Source organism: Kitasatospora purpeofusca, from assembly GCF_036010405.1.
Taxonomy (GTDB): Bacteria; Actinomycetota; Actinomycetes; order Streptomycetales; family Streptomycetaceae; genus Kitasatospora; species Kitasatospora purpeofusca.
The window spans coordinates 9689502-9716159 of record NZ_CP108561.1 but is presented as its reverse complement, the minus strand read 5'-3'; the positions used below and the strand labels follow the sequence as shown (position 1 = coordinate 9716159).

The 26658-nt window shown below is 70.1% G+C and carries 31 protein-coding genes and 4 pseudogenes; 10 read left to right on the top strand and 25 right to left on the bottom strand.

The window, feature by feature from the left end:
- Positions 1 to 190: 190 nt before the first annotated feature.
- The gene (locus tag OG715_RS42075; RefSeq protein ID WP_266271905.1) at positions 191 to 406 is read left to right on the top strand and encodes a hypothetical protein; all 216 of its coding nucleotides are present in this window, start codon (positions 191 to 193) and stop codon (positions 404 to 406) included.
- Between the two features lie 9 nt (positions 407 to 415).
- Here the strand turns inward: OG715_RS42075 and OG715_RS42070 are convergent.
- Positions 416 to 538: pseudogene (locus tag OG715_RS42070) on the bottom strand (IS5/IS1182 family transposase); the annotation flags it as partial.
- A 172-nt stretch (positions 539 to 710) separates the two neighbouring features.
- Positions 711 to 1597, bottom strand: a pseudogene (locus OG715_RS42625) (IS630 family transposase); the annotation flags it as partial.
- A gap of 75 nt (positions 1598 to 1672) precedes the next feature.
- Here OG715_RS42625 and OG715_RS42055 point away from each other — a divergent pair.
- Positions 1673 to 1984, top strand: coding sequence for a transposase (locus OG715_RS42055; protein ID WP_266271908.1), 312 nt, complete (start codon positions 1673 to 1675; stop codon positions 1982 to 1984).
- Entirely contained in the window at positions 1915 to 2901 is a 987-nt protein-coding gene (locus OG715_RS42050; RefSeq protein WP_323182250.1) for an IS3 family transposase, read from the top strand. The genes OG715_RS42055 and OG715_RS42050 overlap by 70 nt, the downstream gene beginning before the upstream one ends.
- A gap of 31 nt (positions 2902 to 2932) precedes the next feature.
- Here OG715_RS42050 and OG715_RS42045 read toward each other — a convergent pair.
- Positions 2933 to 3121 (bottom strand): annotated as a pseudogene (locus tag OG715_RS42045) (helix-turn-helix domain-containing protein); the annotation flags it as partial.
- On the opposite strand from OG715_RS42045, the gene OG715_RS42040 reads away from it, so the two are divergent.
- The gene (locus OG715_RS42040) at positions 3053 to 3613 is read left to right on the top strand and encodes a transposase (protein ID WP_327064242.1); all 561 of its coding nucleotides are present in this window, start codon (positions 3053 to 3055) and stop codon (positions 3611 to 3613) included. The pseudogene OG715_RS42045 and the gene OG715_RS42040 sit on opposite strands and share 69 nt — an antisense overlap.
- On the opposite strand, the gene OG715_RS42035 is transcribed toward OG715_RS42040, so the two are convergent.
- On the bottom strand, positions 3579 to 4070 hold the full coding sequence (locus OG715_RS42035; RefSeq protein WP_266271910.1) for a hypothetical protein: 492 nt from the start codon (positions 4068 to 4070) through the stop codon (positions 3579 to 3581). The two genes, OG715_RS42040 and OG715_RS42035, sit on opposite strands and share 35 nt — an antisense overlap.
- Before the next feature lie 636 nt (positions 4071 to 4706).
- Here OG715_RS42035 and OG715_RS42030 point away from each other — a divergent pair.
- Positions 4707 to 5684 (top strand): hypothetical protein, encoded by a 978-nt coding sequence (locus tag OG715_RS42030; protein ID WP_266271912.1) that lies wholly within the window; start codon positions 4707 to 4709, stop codon positions 5682 to 5684.
- Between the two features lie 128 nt (positions 5685 to 5812).
- On the opposite strand, the gene OG715_RS42025 is transcribed toward OG715_RS42030, so the two are convergent.
- From OG715_RS42025 to OG715_RS42010, 4 genes are all read right to left on the bottom strand, one after another.
- Positions 5813 to 6580, bottom strand: coding sequence for a transposase (locus OG715_RS42025; RefSeq protein WP_266271913.1), 768 nt, complete (start codon positions 6578 to 6580; stop codon positions 5813 to 5815).
- Between the two features lie 91 nt (positions 6581 to 6671).
- Entirely contained in the window at positions 6672 to 7853 is a 1182-nt protein-coding gene (locus OG715_RS42020) for an ISAs1 family transposase (RefSeq protein WP_438268125.1), read from the bottom strand.
- Between the two features lie 652 nt (positions 7854 to 8505).
- Positions 8506 to 8895: an ArsR/SmtB family transcription factor gene (locus OG715_RS42015; protein WP_323182182.1), complete on the bottom strand. Its 390-nt coding sequence runs from the start codon at positions 8893 to 8895 to the stop codon at positions 8506 to 8508.
- 48 nt (positions 8896 to 8943) lie between these two features.
- The gene (locus OG715_RS42010) at positions 8944 to 9300 is read right to left on the bottom strand and encodes an STAS domain-containing protein (protein WP_266271915.1); all 357 of its coding nucleotides are present in this window, start codon (positions 9298 to 9300) and stop codon (positions 8944 to 8946) included.
- Between the two features lie 605 nt (positions 9301 to 9905).
- On the opposite strand from OG715_RS42010, the gene OG715_RS42005 reads away from it, so the two are divergent.
- Together OG715_RS42005 and OG715_RS42000 are read left to right on the top strand one after the other, a co-directional pair.
- Positions 9906 to 10322 carry a hypothetical protein gene (locus tag OG715_RS42005; RefSeq protein WP_266271916.1) on the top strand — a complete coding sequence of 139 codons (417 nt, stop codon included), beginning with the start codon at positions 9906 to 9908 and terminating at the stop codon, positions 10320 to 10322.
- A 28-nt stretch (positions 10323 to 10350) separates the two neighbouring features.
- The gene (locus OG715_RS42000) at positions 10351 to 11073 is read left to right on the top strand and encodes a carbonic anhydrase (RefSeq protein ID WP_266271917.1); all 723 of its coding nucleotides are present in this window, start codon (positions 10351 to 10353) and stop codon (positions 11071 to 11073) included.
- Positions 11074 to 11109: 36 nt separating this feature from the next.
- On the opposite strand, the gene OG715_RS41995 is transcribed toward OG715_RS42000, so the two are convergent.
- The 7 genes from OG715_RS41995 to OG715_RS41965 all read right to left on the bottom strand — a co-directional run bounded on the left by OG715_RS41995 (position 11110) and on the right by OG715_RS41965 (position 14915).
- Positions 11110 to 11469 carry a zinc ribbon domain-containing protein YjdM gene (locus tag OG715_RS41995; RefSeq protein ID WP_266271918.1) on the bottom strand — a complete coding sequence of 120 codons (360 nt, stop codon included), beginning with the start codon at positions 11467 to 11469 and terminating at the stop codon, positions 11110 to 11112.
- Positions 11470 to 11793: 324 nt separating this feature from the next.
- Positions 11794 to 11925 (bottom strand): DUF6126 family protein, encoded by a 132-nt coding sequence (locus OG715_RS41990; RefSeq protein WP_266271919.1) that lies wholly within the window; start codon positions 11923 to 11925, stop codon positions 11794 to 11796.
- Positions 11918 to 12103 (bottom strand): hypothetical protein, encoded by a 186-nt coding sequence (locus OG715_RS41985; RefSeq protein ID WP_266276196.1) that lies wholly within the window; start codon positions 12101 to 12103, stop codon positions 11918 to 11920. The genes OG715_RS41990 and OG715_RS41985 overlap by 8 nt, the downstream gene beginning before the upstream one ends.
- A gap of 25 nt (positions 12104 to 12128) precedes the next feature.
- Positions 12129 to 12611 carry an ATP-binding protein gene (locus OG715_RS41980; RefSeq protein WP_266271920.1) on the bottom strand — a complete coding sequence of 161 codons (483 nt, stop codon included), beginning with the start codon at positions 12609 to 12611 and terminating at the stop codon, positions 12129 to 12131.
- A gap of 25 nt (positions 12612 to 12636) precedes the next feature.
- Complete coding sequence (locus OG715_RS41975) at positions 12637 to 14376, bottom strand: SulP family inorganic anion transporter (RefSeq protein ID WP_266271921.1); 1740 nt, start codon at positions 14374 to 14376, stop codon at positions 12637 to 12639.
- Positions 14373 to 14720 carry an ArsR/SmtB family transcription factor gene (locus OG715_RS41970; RefSeq protein ID WP_266271922.1) on the bottom strand — a complete coding sequence of 116 codons (348 nt, stop codon included), beginning with the start codon at positions 14718 to 14720 and terminating at the stop codon, positions 14373 to 14375. The genes OG715_RS41975 and OG715_RS41970 overlap by 4 nt, the downstream gene beginning before the upstream one ends.
- A gap of 3 nt (positions 14721 to 14723) precedes the next feature.
- A complete protein-coding gene (locus OG715_RS41965) occupies positions 14724 to 14915 on the bottom strand; it encodes a hypothetical protein (RefSeq protein ID WP_266271923.1) in 192 nt (63 codons plus the stop codon).
- Between the two features lie 277 nt (positions 14916 to 15192).
- On the opposite strand from OG715_RS41965, the gene OG715_RS41960 reads away from it, so the two are divergent.
- Positions 15193 to 15570 (top strand): hypothetical protein, encoded by a 378-nt coding sequence (locus OG715_RS41960; protein WP_407661078.1) that lies wholly within the window; start codon positions 15193 to 15195, stop codon positions 15568 to 15570.
- A 73-nt stretch (positions 15571 to 15643) separates the two neighbouring features.
- On the opposite strand, the gene OG715_RS41955 is transcribed toward OG715_RS41960, so the two are convergent.
- The 4 genes from OG715_RS41955 to OG715_RS41940 all read right to left on the bottom strand — a co-directional run bounded on the left by OG715_RS41955 (position 15644) and on the right by OG715_RS41940 (position 18540).
- Positions 15644 to 16897: a transposase gene (locus OG715_RS41955; RefSeq protein ID WP_266271924.1), complete on the bottom strand. Its 1254-nt coding sequence runs from the start codon at positions 16895 to 16897 to the stop codon at positions 15644 to 15646.
- Positions 16898 to 16911: 14 nt separating this feature from the next.
- A complete protein-coding gene (locus OG715_RS41950) occupies positions 16912 to 17211 on the bottom strand; it encodes a transposase (RefSeq protein WP_266271925.1) in 300 nt (99 codons plus the stop codon).
- 680 nt (positions 17212 to 17891) lie between these two features.
- Positions 17892 to 18056 (bottom strand): hypothetical protein, encoded by a 165-nt coding sequence (locus OG715_RS41945; RefSeq protein WP_266271926.1) that lies wholly within the window; start codon positions 18054 to 18056, stop codon positions 17892 to 17894.
- Positions 18057 to 18087: 31 nt separating this feature from the next.
- Positions 18088 to 18540, bottom strand: a complete 453-nt coding sequence (locus OG715_RS41940; protein WP_266271927.1) for a hypothetical protein — start codon at positions 18538 to 18540, stop codon at positions 18088 to 18090.
- A gap of 947 nt (positions 18541 to 19487) precedes the next feature.
- Between OG715_RS41940 and OG715_RS41935 the strand changes: the two genes are divergently transcribed.
- A complete protein-coding gene (locus tag OG715_RS41935; protein ID WP_266271928.1) occupies positions 19488 to 20036 on the top strand; it encodes a hypothetical protein in 549 nt (182 codons plus the stop codon).
- Positions 20037 to 20561: 525 nt separating this feature from the next.
- Positions 20562 to 20672: pseudogene (locus OG715_RS42590) on the top strand (transposase); the annotation flags it as partial.
- A 309-nt stretch (positions 20673 to 20981) separates the two neighbouring features.
- On the opposite strand, the gene OG715_RS42585 reads toward OG715_RS42590, so the two are convergent.
- The 6 genes from OG715_RS42585 to OG715_RS41905 form a co-directional block, all read right to left on the bottom strand.
- Positions 20982 to 21143: a hypothetical protein gene (locus tag OG715_RS42585; RefSeq protein WP_353962753.1), complete on the bottom strand. Its 162-nt coding sequence runs from the start codon at positions 21141 to 21143 to the stop codon at positions 20982 to 20984.
- 289 nt (positions 21144 to 21432) lie between these two features.
- Positions 21433 to 22047 carry a TIGR03086 family metal-binding protein gene (locus OG715_RS41925; protein WP_266271929.1) on the bottom strand — a complete coding sequence of 205 codons (615 nt, stop codon included), beginning with the start codon at positions 22045 to 22047 and terminating at the stop codon, positions 21433 to 21435.
- 620 nt (positions 22048 to 22667) lie between these two features.
- A complete protein-coding gene (locus OG715_RS41920) occupies positions 22668 to 23024 on the bottom strand; it encodes a hypothetical protein (protein WP_266271930.1) in 357 nt (118 codons plus the stop codon).
- Positions 23021 to 25414: an aerobic carbon-monoxide dehydrogenase large subunit gene (cutA, locus tag OG715_RS41915; RefSeq protein ID WP_266271931.1), complete on the bottom strand. Its 2394-nt coding sequence runs from the start codon at positions 25412 to 25414 to the stop codon at positions 23021 to 23023. Before cutA ends, OG715_RS41920 begins: the two co-directional genes overlap by 4 nt.
- On the bottom strand, positions 25386 to 25925 hold the full coding sequence (locus tag OG715_RS41910) for a (2Fe-2S)-binding protein (RefSeq protein WP_266271932.1): 540 nt from the start codon (positions 25923 to 25925) through the stop codon (positions 25386 to 25388). The genes cutA and OG715_RS41910 overlap by 29 nt, the downstream gene beginning before the upstream one ends.
- Positions 25922 to 26653 (bottom strand): FAD binding domain-containing protein, encoded by a 732-nt coding sequence (locus tag OG715_RS41905; RefSeq protein ID WP_266274523.1) that lies wholly within the window; start codon positions 26651 to 26653, stop codon positions 25922 to 25924. Before OG715_RS41905 ends, OG715_RS41910 begins: the two co-directional genes overlap by 4 nt.
- Positions 26654 to 26658 lie beyond the last annotated feature (5 nt).

Genomic DNA, 26658 nt, shown 5'->3' with positions numbered 1-26658 from the left:
AAAGGCCATTCCGACGATGACCACAAACTGCCCGCCCGGCCAAGTCGGCAATCCGGCCCGCTACGCCCACCTGCGCGTTGCCACTCTCTGCGCCCTCACCGCCCTGCCCGAACTCCTCGCTCACTACGCCGCCCAGAGCATGCTTCGAATCACCGTTCGGTGCACCTGCCCTTGCGGCCCGAACTGCCCCATGAGCGAGCCGCTTCAGAACGCGGTGCTCCAACTCGTTTACAGCATGCGCTTCGTCGTGTACTGCCGAGCCGACCCGGCGGGCCTTCCCGCACACCTCCTCGCCGTCCTGCGGGACGCGGAACTCGGCACGCGCGACGTGGACGGCCTGACCGTCGAACTCGTCCTCGAGCCGACCGAGCCCGCTCGGTGCCGGCGAAAGCACGCTCACCTGTAACTGATCGTTTCAGAATGATCTTTGGAGTCGGCGGAGGCAGATGATGCTGGCGGCGAGTTCGAGGAGTCCTTGGTGGAGGTCGGCTCGGCGTTCGTAGCGGGTGCGGAGTCGCTTGAACTGGTGGAGCCAGGCGGTTGGGTCGGCCGCGCGGCGAGGTGCCTGCCCGTGACAGGTCCTTTTCCGCGCGGCCTCCCGTCGAACCGGACATGACGTTGGGTAGGCCGCCAGCGAGGTGCCTGTGACCAGGCCCTTTTCCGACGGCCCCCCACCGAACCGGACGTGCGACGTTACTGACCTCGGCTCGTCAGGGTGATGTCGGGATGTCGAGGCTCAGGCCGGTGCCGACTATGAAGCCGTCGAGGGTGTCGGGTCGGTACTGCAGGCGTTTGAGCCGGTTGCGTACGAGGGCTTCGAGTCGGTCGAGGGCCATGACGGCGAGGTTGGCGAGGCTGCGTTTGACGTGTGCCCAGACCCATTCGACGGGGTTGAGGTCGGGTGAGTAGGCGGGGAGGAGGAAGACCGTCAGCCAGGTGCGCTGGGCGATCAACTCGTTCATGGCGCGGGAGACGTGGGTGTTCAGGCGGTCCCAGACCAGCACGATCGGTGCCTTGACCAGCTGGTGGACACCGTCGATCAGGGCGATGAAGTCGCGCTCGCCCATGCTGCGGCGCTGGCCCTTGCCCGCGGGGTGCGTGATCAGGCGGTGGCACAGCCGGGTGCGGGCGCCGGGGCGCACGGCGATCAGCCCGGCCACGGACAGGCGTCCCGATCGGCGGCCGCTGACCGTCACGACCGGGGTGCGGCCTCGCCGGCCCCAGGTGCGTCCTCTGGGCGGACGGCGGGTGAAGCCTGCCTCGTCCTCGAAGCAGATGTAGCCCCCGCAGGCCGCCCGCGCTCTTTTACCTCCGCCCAGGTCGCCTCCTTCCACACGGTGACGGCCTGCTCGTCCCGCTCGGCCACCCGCCGCGCGGGGACCTGCGGGCTGAAGCCGAGCCGACGCATCAGCCTCGTGGCGCCCGAGACGCTGTAGGAGACGTGGAACTTCCGGCCGATCAGCGTGGCCACCCTTGCCGCGGTCCACACCTGGTCCCCCACCCAGCCGTGCACGGCCGGACCCTCCTCCAGATACGCGGCCAGTTTCTCCAGGCAGCGCGGCGACAGACGGCACCGCGACCCGCTCGGGCCACGAGAGGCCAGTGAGGTTCCCCCGACGTGCGGAAGGTTGCCGGAGATGGCCTGATGGGCCATGAGAAGGGAGCCTCTGCCATGGCTGCACCGATGAAGTACCCGCCCGAGTTGCGGCAGCGAGCTGTTGCCGCATACCGCGCCGCCGACCCGAAGCCCGTGATCCGGCAGATGGCTCGCGACCTGGGCGTGCACCACGAGGCCCTGCGCAACTGGATCCGCCAGGACGAGGCGGACCGGGGCGAGCGCGACGACCGGCTGACCACCGTCGAGAAGGAGGAACTGGCCACTCTGCGCAAGGAGAACGCCGAGCTCCGCCGGTCCTGCGAGATCCTCAAGGCCGCCTCGGCTTTTTTCGCCCAGGAGCTCGACCCGACCCGGCGACGGTACTGAAGCTCATCGACGAGCACCAGGACCGCTTCGGGGCCGAGCCCGTCCTCCGGGAACTGCACATCCCCGCCTCCACCTACTACCGCTGGCGCCGCGACGTGGCGGAGCCGTGCGAGCGCAGACGCCACGACGCCGAGCTGACCGATCACATCCGCCGCATCCACGCCGACTCCGACGAGACCTACGGCTCCCCGCGCGTCCACGCCGTCCTGCGGCGCGAGGGCACCCGGGTCGGCCGCAAGCGGGTCGAACGCCTGATGCGCCAGGCCGGCATCCAGGGTGTCAGCCCGCGCCGGCCCCGTTCCTTCACCCGCCGCGACCCGGCCGCCGAGTCCGCCCCGGACCTGGTCCAGCGCGACTTCACCGCCGACGCGCCGAACCGGTTGTGGGTGGCCGACATCTCGCTGATCCCGACCGGTGAGGGACCATGGTGGCTGGCCTCGATCCGCGACGCCTTCTCCCGCCGGATCGTGGGCTGGCACACCTCGGAGCGCGCGGATGCCGACCTGGTCCTCACCGCCCTGGAGTATGCGCTGCACGGCCGGCCCGTCGAGCCCGGGAGGCTGATCCATCACAGCGACCACGGGTGTCAGTACACGTCCATCAAGCTCACAACTCGCCTGCTGAAGGCGGGAATCGAGCCGAGCATGGGAAGCGTGGGCGATTCGTTCGACAACGCCCTCGCGGAGAACTTCTGGAGCGTCCTGAAGACCGAGTGCGTCCGCCGCACGACCTTCGCGACCCGCACCGACGCCGACCTCGCCCTGTTCGCCTACATCGACGGCTGGTACAACACCCGCCGCATCCAGAAGCGCCTGGGCTGGCTCAGCCCGGACGAGTACGAGACGAAGTACTACGCCGACCAGGCGACGGCCGAACCAGTGGCCGTCGAACCACCCACATCCGTCCTGACCAGGTAATCAGCACCTCTCGCGCAACGGGGGAAGCTCACAGTGCTTGGGCCCCGCCCTCCTGCCACAACTGGTGCCACTGGTAGGCCGACTTCGGGCTCACTCGCAGCCGCCGTGCGACCTCCGGCGGCTTGACTCTCCGCTCGAACAGCTCGGCGGCCTGCATCCGCACCGACTCCCGGCGCTCACGCCCTGTGGCGGTCAGCCCGCCCCCATCCGCATATCTCACTTACCACCGGATACAGCCACCACACCGCACCAATCAGGGACTTCGAGAGGGTTCACCCTGACGAGCCGAGGTCAGTGGATCAACGGCCGCAAGCGCCACATCGTGGTGGACACCCTGGGCCTGCTGCTGACGGTGATGGTCACCGCGGCGTCCGTCACCGACCGAGACGCGGGCCGGACGCTGCTGGCACGTCTTCGCGAACGCCACTGGCGCATCACGCTGGTGTGGGCCGACGGCGGCTACACCGGGCGCCTGGTCGACCTCGCCCGCGACATCCTCGCCATCGCACTGGGTGTGGTCAAACGCAGCGACGACACCACGGGCTTCGTCGTGCTGCCGAAAAGGTGGCTGGTGGAGCGCACGTTCGCCTGGCTGATGCGCTCACGCCGCCTCGCCCGCGACTACGAGACCCGCACCGACACCGCGGAGGCGATGATCCGGTGGTCGATGAGCATGGTCATGAGCCGCCGGCTCGCCCGGCGGCCACGCTGAACATGGCCGGCCGTTCCTCGGCCGGCCAGCCCCGCGCGGCCAGCCGCTTCGCCTTCGACCGCACGCCCTCGACCTTCGCCGGGACCGGCTCCAGCCCGACCGCGACCGCGAGCTGCCGGCAGTCCATCGCCTCCCCACCGGGCCCGTTCCCGCAGGCCAGGACGTGCATGATTCGCTGATAGTCCGGCGCCAGCACCGCCGGAGCGAGTCCTTCCCGCCAATGCGGCACCACCGAGCCCGGCGCCGCCGGATCCCGCACCGTCCGCCCGCCAGCCACCACGACCGGCGGGACCTCCTCGCCTCCCCGGGATTCCGCCAGGACCTCGGCCACCGCCTCACGGGCGATCACGAACCGCTCCCACACGGCCTCCGCCTCCCGCAACTCGACCTGAAGGGCCTCCACCCGCTGCCGAGCAGCGCGCTCACGCTCCTCCAGCAACCCCACCACCGACGGCATCCGGGCACCTCCACCGCTGAGACAACACGACACCTCGTCCCTGCCGCCGAAACACCGACACTATGCCTGACCAGCGGAAATATGCCCGCCACCCTCGGAAAGACAACGGCTTCTTAGACCAGGCCCTCCACGCGACGGCTCTCCTCGGATCGGCGGTGCTGCTCACCCGCCTGTGAGAACTCCATCCGCCGACGGGACGGGAAGGAGAGCCCCGCTGCCTATCAGCGGTCAATCACCGCGGTCGCGAGGCCCTGCTGCCGGGTCGCCGTCGACGCGCTCTTCGCGATGGGACCGGGTACGCGCGGCGGCGCCGCCAAGGCCCTGCACCGTCCGACTGCGGCGGCCTTCGCCATCAACACCTGGCCCAGGCCCACCCCGACCAGGTGAGCTGCTGCGGACCTCGGTGAGGCGCCCCTCCAGTTCAGCCGCCACCTCCATCCAGGGTTGCGGGACCAGCAGCGACCTCTCGGCCGATGGATCCGTTGGCGGCTGTCGTACGCCCAGGCTCTCTCCGGAGCGTGGAAGTCGCCGCGCTCGCCGAGCACCTCATTTTGGTAGTCGCTATCGCGCGCCTCTGGACTGCGGCCTTGGCATGCACGTGATTCCATGGAGGTAGTAGAAACTAAGGAGAATCTCATGGTTACGGAGAGTTCCGAAACGCCGGCAGTGGATAGTGAAATTCAGTACCACTACGTTGCATACCGGGGTGCCGATGGTCATCTTTGGGCCATCACCTTCGACTCTAATAGCGAGTGGTCAGATACTCCACAGAAGATGGAAGTGGGGATCACTGGGAGTCCCGCCTTTACGCGCTACAAGGGTGTGAACTACTGCTTTCATCAAGGCTATTCGGACGATGGCAAGCTCTGGTATGGCGCATTTGAATACTCTGAAGGCAAATTCAAATGGCTCTTCGATGCGCCCGTGCCCGAAAAAACTGGATCGAGCGCACAGGTTAAAATGTCCAGAAGTCCGTCCGTTGTCACATGCAACGGCCTGCTCTACTGTCTCTATCAGGGCCCAGACTGTGATGGCACCTTGCGGTACACGCGCACCGATGGTCAACAGTGGTTCAGTTCTAAGGCCAGCCTCGGAGACGGCGCTCCGGTCGCCGAGAGCCCTGCGGCGGCGGTTTACACCGACCGAGGAAGCGACAACATCCTCGTCGCCTACCAGGGTGCAGATAGAAGCAATGGAACGCTACAGCCAGACGGTTCACTGAATTATATGGTAATGACGGCAAAGGATCAGTGGTCCGACTCGGGCCCGGTGCCAAACGTTGGGATATCGGACGGTCCAACCCTGATTCCTTATCCTAGCGGCGGAAAGATCTACTGCCTGCATCAGGGGGAGATGTTCGGCGAAGGGTGGCTCTGGTACGCAGTGTTCGATGGTCAAGTCTGGAGTCCGGACAAGTCGGTAGAGGGTGTCGGATTGTCGAGCCGGCCTGGAGCGGCGGTAATTTTTGAAGCAGGTAGAGAGCTGCTTTGCTGTGTGCATCGGGGGCAGAATTATTCCGATGATCTGTGGTATTCGACATTTGATGGAAGTAAATGGTCTTCTGATATTCAGAAACCCAAACTTGGTGTATCTGAGGGGCCGGCCGTGATGTAATCTTCCAGCACATGAGTAGGCGCCCCATGTGCCTTGCGCGGCAGGCCCGATTTCGAGCTAAGGACTGTCCCGCAATCGATCTTTGACCGGTTCGAGGCGGATCGGTTGACCGGCGGGGGTCGGGCCAGTTACGCGGCCTGGAGGAGGTTCTGCAAGCGTGCGACGCCGAGCATCGTGTGGTGGACGCCGTCGCCCTTGAGGCGGCAGTCGCGCAGGATCTTCCAGGCCTTCATGCGGGCGAAGACGTGCTCGACGCGGGCGCGGACCTGCTTGTGCTGACGGTTGTGCTCGGCCTGCCAGTCGGCGAGCTCGCCTCCGCGTGGCCGACGGTGCGGGATGACCAGTCCGGTGCCCGGGTAGCCGCCGTCGGCGATCGTGGTGGTCTTGCCGACGGCGGCTTTGGCGCCGGACTCGGCCCATGCCTTGCAGTCGTTGCGGTTCCCTGGAAGGGGTCTGCCGACCGCAACGACCAGGCGGGTGTGGGCATCGATCACGACCTGGTGGTTGGTGGAGTACCGGTAGTTCTTCGATTGTTCGGCAATGGTGTGGTCACGGGTGGGGACCAGAGTGCCGTCCACGATCAGTACGGTGTCCTTGCGGAACCGGCGCCGGGGCTTGAGGGCGAGCAGCGGGCCGATGTGGTCGATGATCCGGTCGGCCGCCGACTTGGACACGCCGAACAGGGGCGCGAGCTGCCGCATGGTCAGGTTGGTCCGCCAGTAGGCCGTGACCAGAAGCACCCGGTCCTCCAGAGACAGGCTCCACGGCCGGCCCGGTCGTACCGTGTCAGCGCCCTCGCGGCGCAGGGCCGTCACCAGCTTGCGGAAGTCCTGCGGGCTCAGCCCGGTGAAGGGTGCTATCCAGGACGGGTCCGATGCCGTGATCACAACAGCCATGGCCGTGATCATCCCATCTCGGTGCGGGGCCGACCGCGGGTCCCTTCACCCCCACCAGGGGCATTGCATGGTTGCGGTCTGTCCGGATTGATCACGTGAGGCCGAGGATTCGCAGGGGTCGGGTGTGGTCGCGGCCGGTGTGGCGGAGGGCAGCGGCGATGTTGGTGTGGCCGTTCTGGCGGAAGATGCCGATGGCGAGGTTGCGCAGGCCGGCCATGGTGCGGGGCAGGTGGCCGGTGCGGACTTTGGAGTCGTCCTCGCGGAAGGTCCGGTCTCGGACGTGGTGCAGGAGGTTCTCGATGCCCCAGTGGCCCCTGATCCAGGTGGCGAGCTGGACGGCGGTGGCGTCGTAGGTGTCCAGGCTAGTGATCAGGTAGACCCGTTCGATGGTGAGCTTCCCGGTCGAGCGGTCGCGGCGCCATCGGACGATCTGGATCGCCTGGCGGGCGCCGGGATAGTCGAGGTGGTGGAAGGCGGCGGTCTTGAGTCGGCGGATCTCGTCGCGGTGGTGGGCACGGTCGCGGGTGCGGTGGTCCAGCGGGATGTCCGCCCAGGGCAGCGTTTTGACCTGGGCATACAGCCCGGGGTGGTTCTTTTTCACGATGGCCAGGTAGTGGGCGCCGCGCTCGCGGAGGTACGTGCCGTGGGCGTGCTGGGTGTGCAGGGCATCGCCGGTGATCACGGTGTCGCTCAGGTCGATGCTGTCCAGCAGCGGGGCGAAGGCGGGGATCTCGTTGCTTCTGGAGGCGACCTGCCGCTGGGCCAGGACCACGCCGTGGTGGTCCATTGCGGCCAGCAGCTGGATCGCGGTGCTCGTGACGGTGCGCGAGCCGCGGACCGTCCTGCCGTCGACCGCGATCGCCCGCGGCACCGGCTTCGCCGATCGCTCGGACTCGCTCGGGTGTACTCCTCTGGCCTGTAGGAATGCTCCGATGGCAGCGTCCAGAGCGTCGCCGTCCAGCCGCTGGAGCAGGCGCCGGACGGTCGCCGGGTGAGGGACGGGATGGACACCGGTGAGCGGCTCGGCCGGGAAGTCGAGGACCTCCAGGGCCGACTGCGGGGCGTCCGTTATCCACTCCCCGATCGCGATGAGGGAACGGGCACCGGCCAGCACGGCCGAAGCTGCCGCGCACAACAGGGGGAGCATCGGATACCGCCGCCCCCGCCGACTGCGTGGGTCGGGCACCCAGATCAGGAAGCGCCGCAGGTCAGCGGCATCCTGTCGGGTGACAGCGCGATTCTGGAGGGTCAGGTGTCCCAGCCCGGCGGGCATGGGCGATGATGTTCGGGCAGGCACGGTCTCGCTCGGTTCTCATGGGTCTCGACAACCACATGATCACCGGCACCGTGCCTGCACTGCGTTCCGGGGAACAACCATCCCCAGAACGAGACATGACATCACATCACAAAACCGGCGAACCGGACCGATCTCGAACATGCAATGCCCCTGCATGCCACCGGAGGGCGGCATCATGTGAGCTTGCGGGCTGACGGGCGACGTGTCCGTAGAGGACTGTGCGTACCTCACACGGGTCGACCGGCACCGCCGTCGCCTCGCGCGGCTCCTGGCTCATCGGCTCGTGAGCTGAGGGCCCCGCGATGCTCGGTTGGAGCCGCGCTGTGTGCGAGCAGGTGCTGGTTGCCCCAACCCTGACCCTCGAGGTCGCCCCTGCCTGTCTCCGCTACCTGGACCTGGAAGCCGCCATCGAGGTCCTCCGGGTAGAACGGCCCGGGACGAGCCTCCACGCGACGCTACTTGCGCGGTATTACGCGGCATCAGTTGATGGATCATCAGAATCCGACCGATGGACGGATGCTCACCCCGCCGAAAGGCGAGTAGCTCGCGGGTGGGAGCGAGTGCGCGATGCTGGTGCGGGGTGGGTCTGTCCAGCCTTTGCGGGTAGACGGCGGGCCTGGCCGTCGGGTCAGGGCATGGGTGTCGGATCGCTGCCGGGGTGGAGGTCGTTGAGGAGTTCGGCGCGGTCGGTCAGCAGGCTGCTGAGGATGGAGCGGGCGACCTTGAGCAGGTCGGCGACCTCGGGGCTGGTCAGACGGTAGACGACGTTGGCACCGTCGCGGCGGGAGGCGACGACTCCGGCGCGGCGCAGGATGGCGAGCTGCTGGGAGAGATGGGCGGCCTCGATGCCGACTTCGGGGAGCATGTCGGCGACGGCGCGTTCGCGTTCGCTCAGCAGTTCCAGGACGCGGATGCGCACGGGGTGGCCGAGGGTTTTGAAGAACTCGGCCTTGTGCTGGTAGAGCGGCACCGTGACGACGGAGGGCTGTCGCGGGGTGTCGGCGTTCAGGGAGATCACCGTCCCCTTATCTGGCGCTGGCTGGGTTGGACTTCATCGGCAGTGACTCTAGCAATGGGGCGAAAGGGGCTGCTCAGGGCGTGGTGGGCGCGGTGCGGGCCGTGGCGCTGTCGGGGTGGATCCCAGGGCGTGGGCGGTGGCGATCAGGGGCGCCACGCGGTCTCCGAGGCCGCACACTGCCGGCGGGCCGTGGTGTGCGCCGAGGCGGGCGGCGGCGTCGACGATCGCCGCCTCGCCCTCGGTGTTCCAGCCTCGCAGGGCGGACAGGTCGAGGATGACCGGCCCGGTGCGGTGGGCCCGGGTCCAGTCCACGGCTCCGGTGAAGCGGTGCAGCGCGTCCTGGCCCAGGCAGCCGGACAGTCGCAGCAGGTCGGCTCCGTGGTCGAGGTCCCATTGAATGCTCACCGCTGCCTCCTGGTCGCACGCCAGGGGCGGCGGTGAGCGTTCACGAGGTCCCGACGACCCATCGGGTGCGGGGGATGTGTCCGCGGTGCGGGCTCCGTCCGCCTGCGGCCGGGCGCCACAAGTCGCACGCGACCACGAATGCGGCGAGCGGCGCCCGGGCGCAGCGGTGCGGTGGGATATGCATCCCAGTCCCCTCTCCTCGTGATTGCCAATATTAGCAACTGCTAAGGTCTGCAATGTGGCGGGCTGCCGGAAGCGTCCGTCACGGGGTGGGTCGCCCGGGAACCGACGCCTGGGCGGCTCACCCTTGAGGGAGGGGCGCATCGCGGGGTGGCTGTCGGCGCCGGGGGTGGTCCGGGGCGCGGTTGCGCCGCCTGCGCCTGGTCGTGGGCGGGCCGGGTGTTCTTGTTCGGGGGGCGGGTGACTCGACCGCTCGCACATAGTTGCCAATGTTCGCAACTGCTAAAGTCTTTGGCTGGTGGCCCTCGGTGCCGCTGTCGGAGGCCGGCCCCGTGCCTGCGGTGCCGGGGTGGGTCTCCGGCCGGGTCTGCCCGTCGGCTCCGTGGCGGTGCGGGCCCGCCGGACCGTTGTTCCCGAGGTGGCCGATGGACGACCAGTCAGTGCCTTCCCTGCTGGAGCTTCCCCATGGCCAGGCCCTCGTACTGCTGGCGGGCCTTGGCGCGGGCCGGCTCGTCGCGGACCGGGCCGCGCCGGCCCCGGCCGGCCTGGTGGTGGTAAACCATCTGGTGGAGGGCGAGCACGTGTACCTGCGTGTGCACCTGCCGCCTGGCGGGGCCGGCCACCCGCAGCGTCTGACCTACCAGGCGCAGCGGATCGACCCGGAGGAGCACACGGGCTGGCTGGTGCGGGTGACGGGGGCGGTGCGCCGGGTCGTGGAGCCGGGCGAGCTCGCCCGCTACCGGGTCCCGATGCGGGCGTGGCCGGACGAGGGCAACGAGCACCTGCTGCACTTGCGCCCCGAGCGGCTGACCGCTTACCACCTCACCCGCGGCCGGTGGTGAGAGCGAGGTGTCCCGTCGTGGAGGCGTTGTGCCGGGGAAGCCGGGGTCGATGGCGGCGGGCCGCCGGAGCGTTCTGCGGAGCGGCGCGCTGGCCGCCGTGTGCCTGGTGGCGCCCGCGATGGCGCCGCCTGCCGGGGTCGCGGCTCCGCCGGAGGCCGGTACTCCCGAGCTGGCGCTGTCGCGACTGAAGGCGGGCAACGACAGGTGGGTCGCCGACCGGGCTGCCCGCCCCGACGTCGGCGCGGCCAGGCGCGTGCAGGTGGCCGGTGGCCAGGAGCCGTTCGCGGTGGTGTTCTCGTGCATCGACTCGCGGGTGCCGCCGGGGCTGGTCTTCGACCAGGGCTTGGGTGACCTGATGGTGGTGCGCACCGCCGCGCACACCCACGATGCGCTGGTGGCGGGGAGTCTGGAGTACGGTCCGGCCGAGCTCGCCATCCCGCTCGTGGTGGTCCTGGGCCACCAGAGCTGCGGAGCGGTGACGGCTGCCGTGGAGTGCCTGCGGGAGGGCCGCAGGCTTCCCGGCCATCTCGCCGACATCGTGCACGACCTGCGGGATCCCTATGACGAGGCCCGCCGCCAGGGTGTCGCGCCGGGACAGCTGGTGGAGGCGACGGTCCGGGCCCAGACCCGGCAGACGGTCGCCGCGCTGCGCGGCGACCGTCTGCTGTCTCCTCTGGTGGCGGCCGGGCGGCTGCGGGTGGTCGGCGCGTACTACCGCTTGGACACCGGCGTGGTCACCTTCTCCGGCTGACGGGTCCTGGTGGAGAGGCGGTCGCGGGCCGGCTGGTCAGGCTTTCTTGACGACGCTGGACTTGAGCTGCATCGGGCCGAAGCCGTCCACCTTGCAGTCGATGTCGTGGCCGTCCACGCCGTCGACCAGGCGGATGTTGCGGACCTTGGTGCCCGCCTTGATGCCCGAGGGGCTGCCCTTGACCTTGAGCGCCTTGACGACCGTGACGGTGTCGCCGTCGTTCAGCACGTTGCCGACCGCGTCCTTGATCACGCGCTCGCCCGGCGCGCCGGTGTCCTCGGTGCCGTCCTCGGTGAGGGCCCATTCGTGGCCGCACTCCGGGCAGACCATCAGGGCGTCCATCTCGTAGGTGTACTCACCCGAGCACTTCGGGCAAGAGGGGAGGTTCTCACTCATATTGGCAACAGTATCTTTCGTAGTGGGGCGGTTTGTGCGGTGTGCGTGCGGACGTCGCGGGTGCGAGCGGGTCAGGGGATCAGGGCGTCGGGTGCGCGGGGTCGGCGCCCGGCACCGCTGTCCGCGGACGCGCCCTGGGGGCACAGGCCGGGTTCGACCCGGTCTTCGTCCTCGTGCGGTCGGATGCCGAAGGGGCCGGCGCGGCCGGGGCCGGTGACGCCGAGCTGTGGTGCGCTGCCTTTGAGGCGGTGTGGTCCGGGGATCGACGACGTCCTCCGTCGGGTTCGCTGTCAACGGGGTCGGGCCATCGGGCCGGTGTGGGGGTCAGTGGCGGTTGCCGAGGGCGAAGAGCAGGATCACGAAGCCGGCGAACAGGTGGGTGCCGGCGATGTAGAACGACGCGCGCACCAGCATCGCCTTGCGCTTGGCCTTCTCGTCGCTGACGGCATCACTCATGACCGGTGTTCCCCTTTCGGGCGGGGCGGGGCGCCCCTGTGCGGGGGCGGGGTCGGATGTGCAGGCGCTCGCCCGTGGCGGCGGCACGCCTCAGTCGCTCTCGCAGGGTGGTCGCGTCCGCGGTGACGGGTGCCAGCGCGGCGCCGTGGTCGTCGAAGGCGGTGATCTCGAAACGCAACGGGACTCCTTTCGCCGGTGTGCGGTCAGGGCCGGGGGCAGGGGAGCAGGACGCGGACGAATTTGCCGTTGCCGCCCGGGTCGTGACCGGCTGACAGGTGGCCTCCGAAGTCGCCGGCGATCTCGGCGATCACCGCGAGCCCGTACCCGGCGCGCGGGCCCGGCCGTGGCCGTGCCAGCGCGGGCAGGTACGGGTCCTCGTCGTGGACACTGATGTCCAGGTGGTCGTCCGTCATGGCGAAGGTCAGCGCCAGGTGGCTGGAGCGGGCGTGGCGGACGGCATTGACCGTCAGTTCGGTGACGACGAGAACGACGGCGTCCAGTGTGCTGGCGCGCCCCGGCACCCCCCAGCTTGTGAAGACGGTGCGGGCGGTGCGGGCGGACAAGGCGATTGCCGCCGGGGTGTTGGCCAGCGTCACGGTGTGGACCCGTCCCCGCGCCGGCGCGGGGCGCCGCACCAGTGGCACGTTCCGGTGCCGGCGCCCGAACAGCTGCCACCGCCCGCTCACGCTCGGCCTCCCCGGTCGGCGGCCATCAGCGTCCCTTGCCGGTGACGGTCGGCAGCACGCCGCTCAGGTGGTTCCTCGCGTACGCGATGGCCTGCGGGGTCGCCTCGAACACGCGCTGCTCGGCGTGCAGGGCGTCCAGCGCACCGAGGGCGTCGAGTGTCTTGAGGTGCTCCTCGCGCGCGCCGGAGACCAGGACGAGGATGCCGCGGCCCTCCAGCTTCGCGATGGCATCGCCCAGCACCAGGGCGCCGGTGGCGTCGATCGCGCTCACCCGGGACAGGCGCAGGATGACCGCCTTCACGTCACTCGTCTCGGCGAGTTGGAGGAGGAAGCGGTGCGCGCCCGCGAAGAACACGGGGCCGTCGATGCGGTAGGCCACGATGTGATCGGCGAGCAGTGCCTGCTCCTCGGCGTGGTGGTCGGCCGGCGCCAGGCCCTCGTGCAGCGCAACCCTGGTGAGTGCGGCGGAGCGGGCGACCTGGCGCAGCGCGAGTGCTCCGGCGACCAGCAGGCCGACGATGACGGCGGTGACCAGGTCGAACGCCAGTGTCGCGGCGGCGGTCAGGGCCAGGATCGCGGCCTCGCCCCGGCCGCTGCGCGCCAGTGCCCGCAGCGAGGCGACCTCGACCATGCGGACGGCGGTGGCGATCAGGACACCGGCCAGCGCGGCGAGCGGGATGCCCGACACCAGCGGGGCGGCGGCGAAAACCACCACCGCGAGCACGGCGGCGTGCACGAGAGCGGCGAGGCGGGAGGCCGCGCCGGAGCGGACGTTCACGGCGGTGCGGGCGATCGCCCCGGTCGCGGCGACGCCGCCGAACAGCGGGGCGACCAGGTTCGCCACACCCTGGCCGAAGAGTTCGCGGTCGCTGTCGTGGCGTTCGCTGACGCTCATCGCGTCCGCCGCCGTCGCGGACATCAGCGACTCCAGCGCCGCGAGCGCGGCGACCGCCAACGCGGCCGTGGCCAGGTGCGGTACGTCGCCGAGATGGAGGAAGCCGAACGAGGGGGCGGGCAGCCCGGCGGGCAGGTGCCCGATCGTGGCCACCTCCAGGTCGGTCAGGTCCGTGACCAGGGTGGCCGCGACCACCGCGAGCAGGGAGAACGGGATGCCCGGGCGCAGCCTGGCGCCGACCAGCATGGCCAGTGCCACGCCGCCCGCGAGTGCGAGCGAGGCCAGGTGCGGGGTACTGGCGAAGTCGGCAACCGCGTCCCAGGCGGTGACCACGACGTTCTGCGCGCCCGACGCCTTCACCCCGAGCGCGGCGGGCACCTGCTGAAGGCCGATCACCCCGGCGATCCCCAGGGTGAAACCCTCCACCACCGGGGCCGGCACGTACGCCATGAACCGGCCGGCGCCACCGAGCGCGGCAGCGACCAGCAGCACTCCGGCCATCAGGCCCACCGTCAGGACGCCTTCGGTGCCGAACCGGTGGACGATCGGGACCAGCACCACCGTCATCGCCCCGGTCGGCCCGCTGACCTGGAGGTTGGAACCGCCGAAGAACGCGGCCAGCGCGCCGGCCACCACCGCGGTCGCCAGCCCCGCCTCGGCCCCCGCACCGGAGGCCACCCCGAAGCCCAGCGCCAGCGGCAGCGCGACGATCGCCACCGTCAGCCCCGCCAGCAGATCCTTGCGCGGCGAGCGGCCCATCGTCGCCAGCGCCGCCCGGTCGGGCAGCACCGCCCGCAGCCGCGCACCCGCCCGCCGGGCGAACACCGCGAACGCGGAAGATCCACTCAGATCTGTGGACGCCCCGCTCATGCCCGGTGCGCCTGCCGTTCGGGCTCGCGCAGTTCGGCGAGCAGCGCCCCCTGGTCGGTGATCATCTCGGTGAGGATGCGACGGGCCGCGCGCAGCAGCTCGGCCACGTCCGGAGTGCTCAGCGCGTACACCACGGTGTTGCCCTCCCGGGTGGCCGTGACCAGCTGGGTACGGCGCAGCACCGCCAGCTGCTGGGAAAGGTTGGAGGGTTCGACCTCGATCGCGGCCAGCAGGTCTCGCACCGGCCGCGGCCCGTCCTGGAGCAGCTCCAGCACACGGATGCGGACCGGGTGGCCGAGGGTACGGAAGAACTCGGCCTTCGCCTGGTACAGCGGCACCGCCATCGCTCAGTCCTCTTCCTCTTCGTCCGCGCCGCTCTCCAGCACGATGCCGTGGTGGGCCGCGATGCGCAGCAGCTGCGTGATCCGCCCTCTGTACGCCTGGGCGCCGTCCTCGTCGCCGCTCTCCCGCGCCCGGGCGCGCATCTGCCGGGCCTCGGCCAGCTGCGCACGCAGCTCCTCGTCGAACACGTCGCTCATCGTCGCCCTCCCATAGCCGGACACCGGGACGTCCGACGGCGCAGAACCTCTCATTACAAGGATGCAGCATCTATGAATGTGAAGAATTCTTCAACTTGCGATCAAGGCAAGTCGCGTCCGGGCGACGGCGCGCCGACCGTGATCGATTGCGGTCACAGCCTCGTGTCACTGCGACGCCATCCGTAGCCTCACGGACACGAGGAGCCCGCACCGCCGTGTCCGGGCCGGCCGACACGGCCAAGAACCGGCATACCCAGAGCAATAGGGAGCGTGGAACGTGAACGGAGTCGACCGGGCACTCAGCGGCGCGATGGACATCGACGGCGCACTCGGCGCGGCCCTCGTCGACTACGACAGCGGCATGGCCCTGGGCACCCGCGTCGCAGCGGTCGCCCGCCTCGACCTGACCCTGGCCGCCGCCGGGTACACCGACATCGTCCGCGCCACCCGCCGCACCCTGGACACACTGAACCTGGGCGCCGAAGAGGTCGAGAACATCCTCGCCGCCCTCACCGGCCAGTACCACCTGATCCGACCCCTCACCCGAACCAACGGCAGCAGCCTCTTCCTGTACCTCGCCCTGGACCGCACCCGAACCAACCTCGCCATGGCCCGCCACCACCTGCGCCGCATCGAGGCCACGCTGGAGCTCTAGCTTGACTCTGTCGGTGATCTTGGGTTGCCGAGGTTAGGTGCCCAGGGTCCGCCAGGACTTTGACCGGGGGATTTCACGTTGGTCGAGGTAGACCTGGAAAGCCGTTGGTCGACGGGGAGGGGGCGCCTCCTCGGTCGGTGGTAGGCCACTGAGGCGTTCGACGTTGACGGCGATGGCGGTCAGGACGTGCTGAACGTGGGTCTTGCGTTCTCCTCGGGCAACGGCGCATTCCGTGTCCGTGGGCGAACTCGTTGACTGTTCCCTCCACGCCGGAGCGGACCGCGTAGCGGGCCTTCCACTCGGCCGTCTGCTGCTCGGCCCGGACGCGGAGCTGCAGGTCGCGGAGTTCTCGCGGAGGAAATCCGACGGTGCGGTGGCCTTCGCGGGCGGTGGTGCACTGCGCTCGGGCCGGGCAGGGGCGGCACTGACGGTTGGCGAACCGGGCCACAATCAGCGGGGCCGCAGTGGGCGAGGAGGTCGGGTAGGGGCCGTGCCAGCCCTGACCGACCTCTCCCTGGGGGCAGGTGACCTGCCGGCGGTCGTAGTCGATGCGGAAGTCGTCGCGGGCGAAGCCCTCGCCCCGGCGATGCTGCCGGGTGGGGTTACCCCGCAGAGGCCCGGAGACGGTGACCCGATGATCGCGTGCGGCTTGTTCCAGGTGAGGCAGGGAGGTGTAGCCGCCGTCGACCAAGTGCTCGGAGGGCAGCAGGCCGCGGCGGTGCAGACGGGTGTGGATGCCGGGCAGGACCTTGCTGTCGTGGGTGGCGGAGGCGGTGGTGGCGACGTCCGTGATCACGTTCGGGCCGTCAGGAGTGCACGTCTCCGTCAGATGGGCGGAGAACTCCTTCCAGCTGATGATGTGTCCGTGGCGGGCGTAGCGGGCGGAGGTGTCGTAGGGCGAGACGATCGCCTGTGACGAGGGCGGCAGGCCGGGCCCGCCTTCGCTCTCGGCGGTTCGCCGGCACAGGCGTCCGGCGGCATCGCGGTGGTAGTTCTGCACCATGATCTGGCGCAGGGCTTGGACACGGGTGCCGAACGCGTGCTCTCCGCCGTGCCGGTGGAGGTGTTCCAGGAGCCGGGCGGCGTCGTTGCCGGTGGTCAGGGTCCTGGTCCCGGGCTTGGTGGGGTTCTTGCCCAGGCGGACCGGACGGCCGTGGTAGCGCCCCCAGTTCTCGTCGGCCAGGTTGTCCAGCAGCTGTGGGGCGATGCCCGCGACTTCTTCCAGCGCGGCGCGGACCGCTTCGGTGACCAGCTCCAGGCGGGTCAGGTCGCGGACCGCGGCCAGGACGTGGGTGGATTCGGTGCGCTGGGTGGTGCGTTCCCGCACCAGGCCGGCCTCCTTCAAGCGGGCCAGCGCGAGTCGAGGAGGCGGTCGGCGTGGTCACCTTCGGTGAGCCGGTCGCGGAAGTCGCTCAGCACACTGTGGTGGAAGCCGGGACCGTCCAGATCCATGGCCGTCGCGTACTTGAAGTCGATGCGGCAGCGGACTGCCTCGGCGGCTTGCCGGTCCGACAGACAGAGCATGAACCGCAGGACACAGACGGTGGCCAGCCGGGCGGGCGAAAGGCCCGGCCGGCCGTCACGCGGATACCAGTCGGTGAAGTCCTCGTCGTGCCACAGCCCGTCCAGACGGTCTCTCACCCACATCGCCGCCGTACCGGTCGGGTTGCTCGCTCGCGCGATCTGCGCGGTCAGAGGCGGGACTTGATCACCGGAACGAGGACGGAGCGACAACGGACACCTCGACAGCTACTTCGGCACTCGGAACACCCTGAGCCTGCCCACTGAACACCTCGACGCACTGGGCAACTCCAAGATCACCGACAGAGTCAAGTTAGTGGGAGAACGACATGCACGACTCGTTGTCACGAAAGAGACGGAGAGATCCGAAACCATCGGTGCGCCACCGACGCGCCCGCCTCCGGACGACATCAGGAAGGACGGCGACGGCAGTGTGGGACGAATCGCGGGCAAAGGCGGCAACGGCGACGACGCCGGATCCGGCCTGGCGGGTAAGCCGGGCAACGCCGATGGCACCGGGTCCGCGGGCGGCGGGGGCACCGACGGGCGCCGCCCCCACTGGGACATGGCATGGTCACGGATCTCCGTGCCGGTCGGCCCGGACCCGGCACGACCCACAGCATCCCTCGCGGGTGCCGCGATCCGCCGACCGTCATCGACGGCCGCCCTCACCACGACGTTCCGGGCCCGGGCCGCCCCGGCTCCGTGACAGCATCTCGCCCCGCCGAGCTTGTGCTCGACGGGGCGAGGCCGGCCCGGGAATCCCGACAGCGCCGAGATCCGGACTTGCTGCAGCGCTGTCAGACCTCCGCCCCCTTCCGGATGCTGTCCAGGTCGGTGCGGAAGCGGTGCGCGGCGGTGAGGTGCTCCTGGTGGTTGCGGTCGACCTTGCTGTCCACCGCGGCGAGCGTCACTTCGAGGCACCGCACGCGGGCCTCCAGTGCGTCCAGCCGAGCCAGGGCCACGGTGCGCAGGTCCTCGGGCAACACTTCGGGGTCAACCCGAGATCTGCACGATGTCGGTGCCGGCGCTGGAGGTCACGCTGCCGCCCGAGAAGCAGGCGGTGAGCTGGGCGGCGAGGCGGATCTTCAGCAGATCGATCTGCTTGCCCGCGTAGTGCGCGGACCCGGTGTCGACCGTGCCGGAGTAGTGGGCGACCGAGTGACCGGAGACGGTCTCGCGGGTGAAGCTGCTGATCGTGTAGGTGGACGTGCTCAGGTCCGACCAGGTGAGGGTGCCGGTCAGCGAGATGCTGCTGGTGGCACCGGCGCACGAGGTGGTGAAGGAACCCGACATGGAGTCGGTGAGCAGCGACAGCAGCGCGTTGTCGGCGCACACGGCGCCGACGAAGGCGGCGGTGACGCCGACGGTCTGGCTGGAGGCGGTGGAGGTGATGCCCGGGGAGTAGGTGGAGGTGGCGGCACCAGTGGCGGCGAGGCGCAGGGACATGGTTTCTCCTGTGAAGTCAGGCGGATGGGCCGTAAGGACCGTCCCAGCTCACATGTGATCTGCGCCACACCTACTACCAGGTAGTGCACAATCGTTACTAAAAGTAGTTGAATAATCACTTTGAGCATTCTCGGGTCGGTGGTGCCTCGCCGCGCAGAGCCGGGGCGCCATCGTCTCGAGAGCCGTCCGGCGAACGGCCGGACCGTTTCGGGGATCCTGTTCGCCGCAGCCTCGGTCGAGGCGCACTGGGAGGACGGCCGTGCGACGGGCCCGAGGTGGTTCGGAGAGGCGGTCGCTCGTCGGGGGACGCGGGCTTCCGGCGGGACCCGGGCGGTCTCGTCGATCGTTGTCAGCGGGAGGGGCACGGCTCGTCCGGGAGCCCTGCCGAACGCCAAGCCCTCGACCCCGTCGCGCCGTGCAGCGCGATCCGCACCTCGCCCCCACCATTGCCTGGGCAGACCAGCACGGCATGCGGATCCCGGCCTCGCCCGTGCCCTACGCACTGGACGACCTGGACAGCGCCAGCATCACGCTGCAGGCCGTGCTCGGCACCACCGGGTGCCCCTGGCCGGCTACGCCCAGTATTACCTACAGGCGTACCGTGCCAACCGGGATCGACCTGGGATCCGGCTACGTGGCGTCCTGCTCCTCCGGACCGGGCCTCTTTTCGGCCGACGCCTCCCCCGTACAGCGCCTGCCGTCCGGCGGGTCCGGGCATCGAGCGACGCGGCCACCGCGAAACGCGTCCGCAGCAACCCGGCGGGTCGTCCGCCCCGTACGCGCCCGGCCCGCGCGGTGCGCCACCGAAGTGCCGCGCGCGCCCTTCTCGCGCGCCGTTACCGACCGGCTCCCGAACGTTCACGATGACGGGTGAACGTGCACGAGTCGGCCCGCAGCCGAGGGCCGTAGCCCCAGACCGAAACCCTTTCGCCGAAAGCGGGAAAGTCATGCGCAAGTCGATCCTCACCGCCGCGTCCGCCACAGCCCTGCTACTGCCAACGGTCGCGGCCGTCCCGGCCTCGGCCACCCCGGCCCGCACCACCACCCTCGTCGCGGTGGTGTGCGTGGGCAGCGACACCACCAACTACGACCCGGGCCTGCGCGACTTCTCCCAGACCGTCGACACCTACGGCACCGACGAGGGCCACAGCTGTACCGGACTCGGCAAGATCAGCGGCCTGAACTCCTTCACCGCCTCGTTCACCGGCCACTACACCGCCTCCTGCATCTCCCCGATCCAGTCGGGCAGCGGCACCGAAGTCCTCACCTGGAACGACAGCACCACCTCCACCTGGTCGTGGTCCTCCACCGTCGCCACCAACTCCGCCGGCCAGCTCGTCGGCACCTACGACGGCCTCATCACCGCCGGCCGCTACGCCGGCGCCAACCTGAACAACACCGACATCGAGCCCAACACCAACGTCACCGCCTGCTTCTCCTCCCCCGGCCTCACCCAGACCACCGGCACCGCCACCTGGACCTTCACCGACATCTAGGACCCCCAGGCCGCCCGCGCCAACGACGGCCGCAGCACAGCGGCAGTTGACGGGCACTTGGCACCGCCGGTGCCAGATCGCTCGAACATCTGCAGTCGGTTACCGTTGCGACGAAGCCGCCCCAGCGGCTCGGCCGAAGTCTTCCGGTGCGCAGCAGGAGCGCGTGGCAGGTCGGCCGGCCCACACCTCACCCCGGCGGCGAAACGCCGACCGGAGGAGTTGGCGGGGCCGGCCGACGTCGACGGCACACAGCCGGGACCGTTCCCCTCGAAGGTCGCTACGGCTGGTACCTGGGGCCCGTCGGGCGGACGCACGGCACGAATCGTCCGGTACCGGGGCGGCCGGACCAGGGAACGGCTTCCCGGCCGCACCCGGCACCCGCCCGCCCCGAGCAGTCGTCGAGCCTCGCTCGGCCCGCCGACGTCCTTGTAGCGCAGTTCCTGCCCTGCCTCGGGGCGGGCGCCGGAAGCCGTCGGGCGGCCACCGGCCCGTTGGTGCGGGGAAGACGGTGGGGATGTCGAAGGCGGCGCCCGAGCCTGTGATCTGCGGGAGGTCGCGAACGCGATCTTCTACCAGAACCGGACCGGCTGTCAGTGGCGCTACCTGCCCGTGACCTACCGACCTGGTCGGCGGTGATCTACTACTTCACGCTGTGGCCCAAGGACGGCCTCGACCAGCGGATCCAGGAGCTTCTGCGCTACCAGGTGCGGGAGAAGGACCGCCGATTAGAGGACCCGTCCCTCGTGGTCATCGACACCCGGTCCGTGCGCGCGGCCGCGGGTGTCCCGAAGACCACGACGGGACTGGACGCGAACAAGAGGACGCCGGGCCGCAAGCGCGAGCTGGCCGCGTCGGCACACGACAACGCCGCCAGCACGGCCCTGCTCGACCAGGCGGCCGAGCGGTCCGGGAACCGCCTGGAGAAGGCCCTGGTGGACCAGGGCTTCAAGAATCCATGGCGCGCTGCTGGACGTCACCGTCGAGGTCGTCCGCCGCAACCTGGCCGACCAGGGCAGCGGCTTCGTCCGGCAGACCGGGCGGTGGGTCGTCGAGCAGGTCAACGGCATGTTGCCGCTGCACCGGCGTCTGGCACGCGAGTACGGCCACCGGCCCGGCAACTCCGCCTCCCGCGTCTACTGAGCGGCCACCGCGAACATGACCCGCCGCCTCACCACACCCACCCCGGCCTGGCGCGACCCCCGCCAGGCGGCCGAATGAACGTCACCGAACGCCTGGCGGATCTCCGGGCCCGGCATGACGAGGCCACCGCCCGCGCCGACGAACTACGCGGCCAGATCGAGCGCCTCGCCACCGTCCTCGCCGAGCCCACAGACCCTTCTTCTCCGCCACCCCGGAGTGCTGGGGCAGTGTCGTCTCACCCAATCGACCGCCGCCCTCAACCGTGGGCGACCAGCCAGTTCGGATCCCGCCCTGCGAGCGCGGCAAGGCGTGTCAACGCGTCGGCCTGCGGATCGACGGGCGATGGGGCCGCGAACCGGCCGCTCTCGGGAAGATGGCGGTAGGAGCGGAACTCGTCCATCGCGAGTGCGACAGTCGTTGCCGACGGCGAGTCCCACGCGCCTCCCAGCGCCCTTGCGAGGTCCCAGGTATGGACGGTGAGTTCCGCGGTGAGCTCGCGGCAGTAGCCGAGGGCGTCGCGGGTGCCGTAGGTGAGGTGCACAAGCCGGTCCAGCGCCCCAGCTCGGGAGAAGGCAGGCACCGCTGTGTCGGCGGCTAGATACCACATGCCGACCGGGTTGCGGCCGAGAACGTCGCCGTCGAAGCGACGCCCTACGGAGGCCGGCGTCCCTCCTAGCATGAGCGGTGCCACCCAGAGGAGTTCGGCTGTCACATGGTTCACCAGGTGGCGAACGTTCCATTCGGAGCAGGGCGTCGGCCGGGTCCAGCCGGCCGGACCAACCGCCCTCACCAGCTGCCCGAGGACGGACGTGATGTCCGTGTGGGCGGCCAGAACATGCGCGTGTTCGCCGCCTCCGTGATGGCAAGCCATCAGAGCGCCGCCCCACGTGTCACCGGAGCAGCCCCGGGGGCGCGGGAACTCCTCGTGCGTTCGCCCGTCGAAGGGAACGGCGTGGGGGCGCTACCGGAAGGACGTCGCCGCACGCGGATGACCCGTTCTCTCACCTTCGCGCCGACAAGCGGCAACGGGGAAGGGACGAGGTCTTTCAGATGGATTGACGGCATGGCAGCTGTGCTCCGCTCAACGTTCTGTCTGTGCACCGCCATCCTGCCCGGGGAATGAACCCGCCATCCAGGATTGCCGCCTGCCCTTCCGTCCAGATTCCGGCCCGCGTTAAGCAGTGCTCGTTCCACTGCGGAGGAGGAGTCGCCGGCTGCTCGGGCTGGCAGTCCGCACACCTCCTCGGCCGGCTTGGCGTCGGCATCGGGTCTGTTGCTGGCGGAACTGACCCAGCCGGAGTGATAGTGGTGCGCCGACGAGGGCGGGGGCGCCGGCGGCGTGGCCGAGTATCCCGACCCTGGTGGGGGCCACGATGATCCGGGTGCCCAGGCTCGTGCAGCGTGCGGCGTTGGCCTGGGTGTCCGACGCGGTGACGTTGATCGTCCAGGAGGGTGCGCCGGGGGCCTCGGACGGAGCGTTCGTCGGGCCCCTCAGTTCGAGTCCACGAGAGGTGACACTTCGAATCCGGTGCAGTGGACCACCACTGTCAGCAGCACGCGGCCGGCGGTCGACGGGGTGCGAAAGGCGACGACTGTGTCAGCGGCCGGTACCAGGAGTGGCGGGTCCGGGCTCACGGCGTCTCGGTACAGCCGGATCCGGTAGAGCGTGCCCGGGTGAAGGTCGGGCACGCGATGCGACGTCCCGGGGCGAACCGAGATGACGTGGCGCGGGCGCCAGTTCGGGTCCTGCTTCTCCTCCAGGAGCACGTGCCGCACGGGTGGGTCGTCGAGGTAGGGAACCTCGATTCTCAGTTCCAGGCCGATGGTCTCCCTCCGCAGGCCGGTCATGAGGCGACCTCGGCGGTGCGGGCGGGGTTCCGACGTGCGTGGTCCGCCCGGAGCCGGTGCAGAACCTCCGGCAGCAGGGGGACGCGGTCCACGAAGATGCCGTCGGCGTCCTCGATGGCGGAGGCGAGGACGGCGGAGACCGGGATGACCCCGCCCTCTCCGACTCCTTTGGTCCCGAGGGGGTTGAGGGGCGTTGGATGGCTCATGTGCTCGATCTGTATGTCGGGGAGATCGGCGGCTCCCGGGGTGAGGAGTTCGGCGTAGGTAGTAGTCAAGGGCTGCCCATCGGGGGTGTAGAGGATTCGTTCGAGCAGTGCGCCGGCAATGCCCTGGGCGACCCCTCCGCGGATCTGCCCTTCGACCAGCATGGGGTTAATGAGTGTTCCGCAGTCGTGGACCACGATGTAGCGCAGGATGCGGACCTGGGCCGTTTCGGGGTCGGTCTCGACGACGGCCGCGTGCACTCCGTAGGAGCAGGTGGCGCCACTCGGTGCGAAGTAGGCCGTCGCGTCCAGTCCGGGCTTGGTGCCCGGGGCGAGGGCGGGACCGGGGCGGGGACGTGCGAACTGGGTGGCGGCGTGCGAGGCAGCGTCGAAGGCGTACCGCAGTGGGTTGGCAAGAACCGCCAGTTGGGCCAGGGTCAGGGCGGCTCCGGACGCTTCGTCCCGTATGCGGGCGGTGCCGTCGGCGAGGTCGACGCGTTCGGATGGCACACCGAGGTGGTCGGCTGCGGTGGCGAGGGCCTGGTGGCGTACCTGCTGTGCCGCGGCGGCAGCGGCTGAGGCGGTCACGACGGCGGTGCGTGAGGCGTACGTGCCGGCACCGTAGGGGACAAGGTCGGTGCGGCCGGTGGTGACGTCGATGGAGTTGAGGCCGCAGCCCAGGTGGTGCGCGACGACCTGGGCGAGCACGGTTTCGTGTCCTTGTCCCTGGCAGCTGGCCGCGGTCGCGACCCGGACCCGGCCGTTGGGTGCGACGCTTACGCGTGCTCCCTCGTAAGGGCCGAGTCCTGTTCCCTCGACGTAGCAGGCGAGTCCGATTCCGAGCCGTCTGCCGCCTCGCGCGGCTCGGGTGCGTAGTGCGGGGAAGCGGTCCCAGCCGATGAGCGTCCTGGCCCGGCGCAGGGCGGCGGGGTAGTCGCCGGTGTCCTGCACGAGTGGTGCCCCGTCCTGGAAGACGAGGCCCCGGTCCAGTGGCAGGCTTTCGGGTGGCACGAGGTTCGCGGCCCGGACGTCGGCCCGGTCGAGGTGAAGGTGGCGGGCGACGGAGTCGATGGTGCGCTCCATGACGAAGCATCCCTGGGGTCGGCCCGCTCCGCGGTAGGGCGTGACGATGACAGCGTTGGTGTAGAGGCTACGGAACTCGATCCGGTAGGCGGGCACGCGGTAGGGGCCGAGGATCTGCGTCGCGGTCACGTGCGGGACGATGATGCCGTAGGGCGTGTAGGCACCGGTGTCGTGGAGGAACCGCACATCGAGGGCGAGGATCCTTCCGGCTGCGTCGAAGCCGACCGCAATCCGGTGGAGCTGCCCGCGCTCATGGCAGGAAGCGACGAGGTTCTCGCGGCGGTCCTCCGTCCAGGCCACCGGGTGGCCCAGATGCCGCGCGGCCCAGGCCGTCAGTACGTCCTCCGGCCAGGGGTGGACCAGTTTGCCGCCGAAGGCGCCGCCGATGTCCGGGGTGGTGCAGGTGACCGATTCGCCGGGCAGGTCAAGGAAGGCGGCGACGGCGGCGGCGACGCCGTGCGGTGCCTGGCAGTTGCTGACGAGGTTCAACCGTTGCCGAACGTCGTCCCAGCTGGCCAGCGTTGCGCGGGGCTCCAGTGGCGCCGCGGTGCTGCGTTCGACTGCGAGGTCCAGCTGCAGCCGGTACGGTGCGCGGTCGAGGGCGGCGGCGATGTCGCCGGTCTGCTGGATGTGGTGGGCCGCGGTGTTGCCGGGGATGTCGGGATGGACCAGGTTGTGGGCGCGGTCGGCTTCCTCCAGGCCGGTCACGGCCGGGCGGGACGTGTAGGCGACCTGGACAAGGTCGCAGGCGTCCTGGGCGACGTAGCGGTCGCGGGCGACGATCAGCGCGACCGGCTCTCCCACGTAGCAGACCCTCTCGTTCGCGAGGACGTACCCGGTGCGGGGGCGGGTCAGGTCCTGGTGCGGAATGAGCAGGGGAAGCCGCCGCCGGAGCGAGGTGGGCAGGTCGGTGAAGGACACTGCTGTGACCACTCCTGGCAGGGCCCGGGCGGCCGTGGTGTCCACGGACAGTACCAGGGCCGCGGCGTGCGGGCTGCGGACGATGGCGCCGAAGTACGCACCGGACCCCAGGCCGTCGGCGAAGCGGCCGCGGCCTGTCAGGAAGCGGCCGTCCTCAAGACGCGGAGTCGGCTGACCGATCATCGTTGGCGCTCCCTCCGTACGGGTCGTGCAGGTCGTCCGGTTCCTGGGCCGCACGCAGGGCGGCCTCGACGATGGGCTGGTAGCCGGTGCACCGGCACAGGTGACCGGTGAGTGCCCGGCGCACCTGAGCGCGCTCGGGCTTCGGGCATCGGTTCAGCAGGTCGGTCAGGGTGATCAGCATGCCTGGGGTGCAGAAGCCGCACTGGAGTGCGTACTCGGTGCGAAAAGCCTCCTGAAGGCGGGTCGGTTGGCCCTGCGGTTGGGCGAGCCCTTCGACGGTGATGACGCGGTGACCGTCGGTGGCTACTGCCAAGACCAGGCAGGAACGCACGGGCGATCCGTCGAGGAGCACCGTGCAGGCACCGCACTGGCCCAGCTCGCAGCCAACGTGGGTACCGGTGAGGCCGAGACGGTGTCGGAGCAGGTCGCAGAGCAGGAGCCGGTCCGGCACTCTGACCGAGACCGGCCCGCCGTTGACGGTCAGCCGGATGTCGTGGTGCGGCTCGCTCACCCGGTCCCCCCACCGATACGGGCGGGGCTGGCCCGCCGGGCGGCAGTTGCGAGGGCGCGGCGTGCGGTGACCTTGGCGAGATGACGGAGGTAGTCCGCGCCGGCATGGGGCATCGCGGGCGGGTCCAGGGTGGCCAGGACCGGGGCGAGCGCCTCGGCCCAGTCCGCCTTCCTTGGGGAGCGCCCTCGAAGAGGGCCGGTCAGATCGGCGAGCCGGGGCACGGGTGTGGTGCCCCACAGGCACAGCCGCACCTGGGCCAGGGTGCCGTCAGCCGAGATCTGCACAAAGGCCGCGGTGCCGGCGAGAGCGCGGTCGCCGTGCCGGGGCGAGACCTCCGTGACTGCGGTCCCCGCGTGATCCGGCGGGAGCCGGAAGTCCACCCTCGTGATCAGCTCGTCAGGGGCACGCCGGTCGGCCGGCGCAGCTTCGAGGTAGCGGCGCGCCGCGAGGCTCCGGTACCCGCGTGGGGATACCAGGTGCACGCGCCCGCCCAGGAGCAGCAGCACAGCCGGGATCTCGGCCGCCGGGTCAGCGAAGGCGATGCTGCCCACCGATGTGCCGAGCGAGCGTACGGCCGCCGATCCCACCAGGCGTGCAGCTGCCGCCAGGACAGCCGGGACGGGAGTCCCGGCCGCCTCGCACAGCGCGCTGTGCCGCACCGCCGCTCCGAGGGACAGGTGCCCGTCGGCGAGCAGGTGAATCTGGTCAAGCCCGCGGATGTGGGTGATGTCCA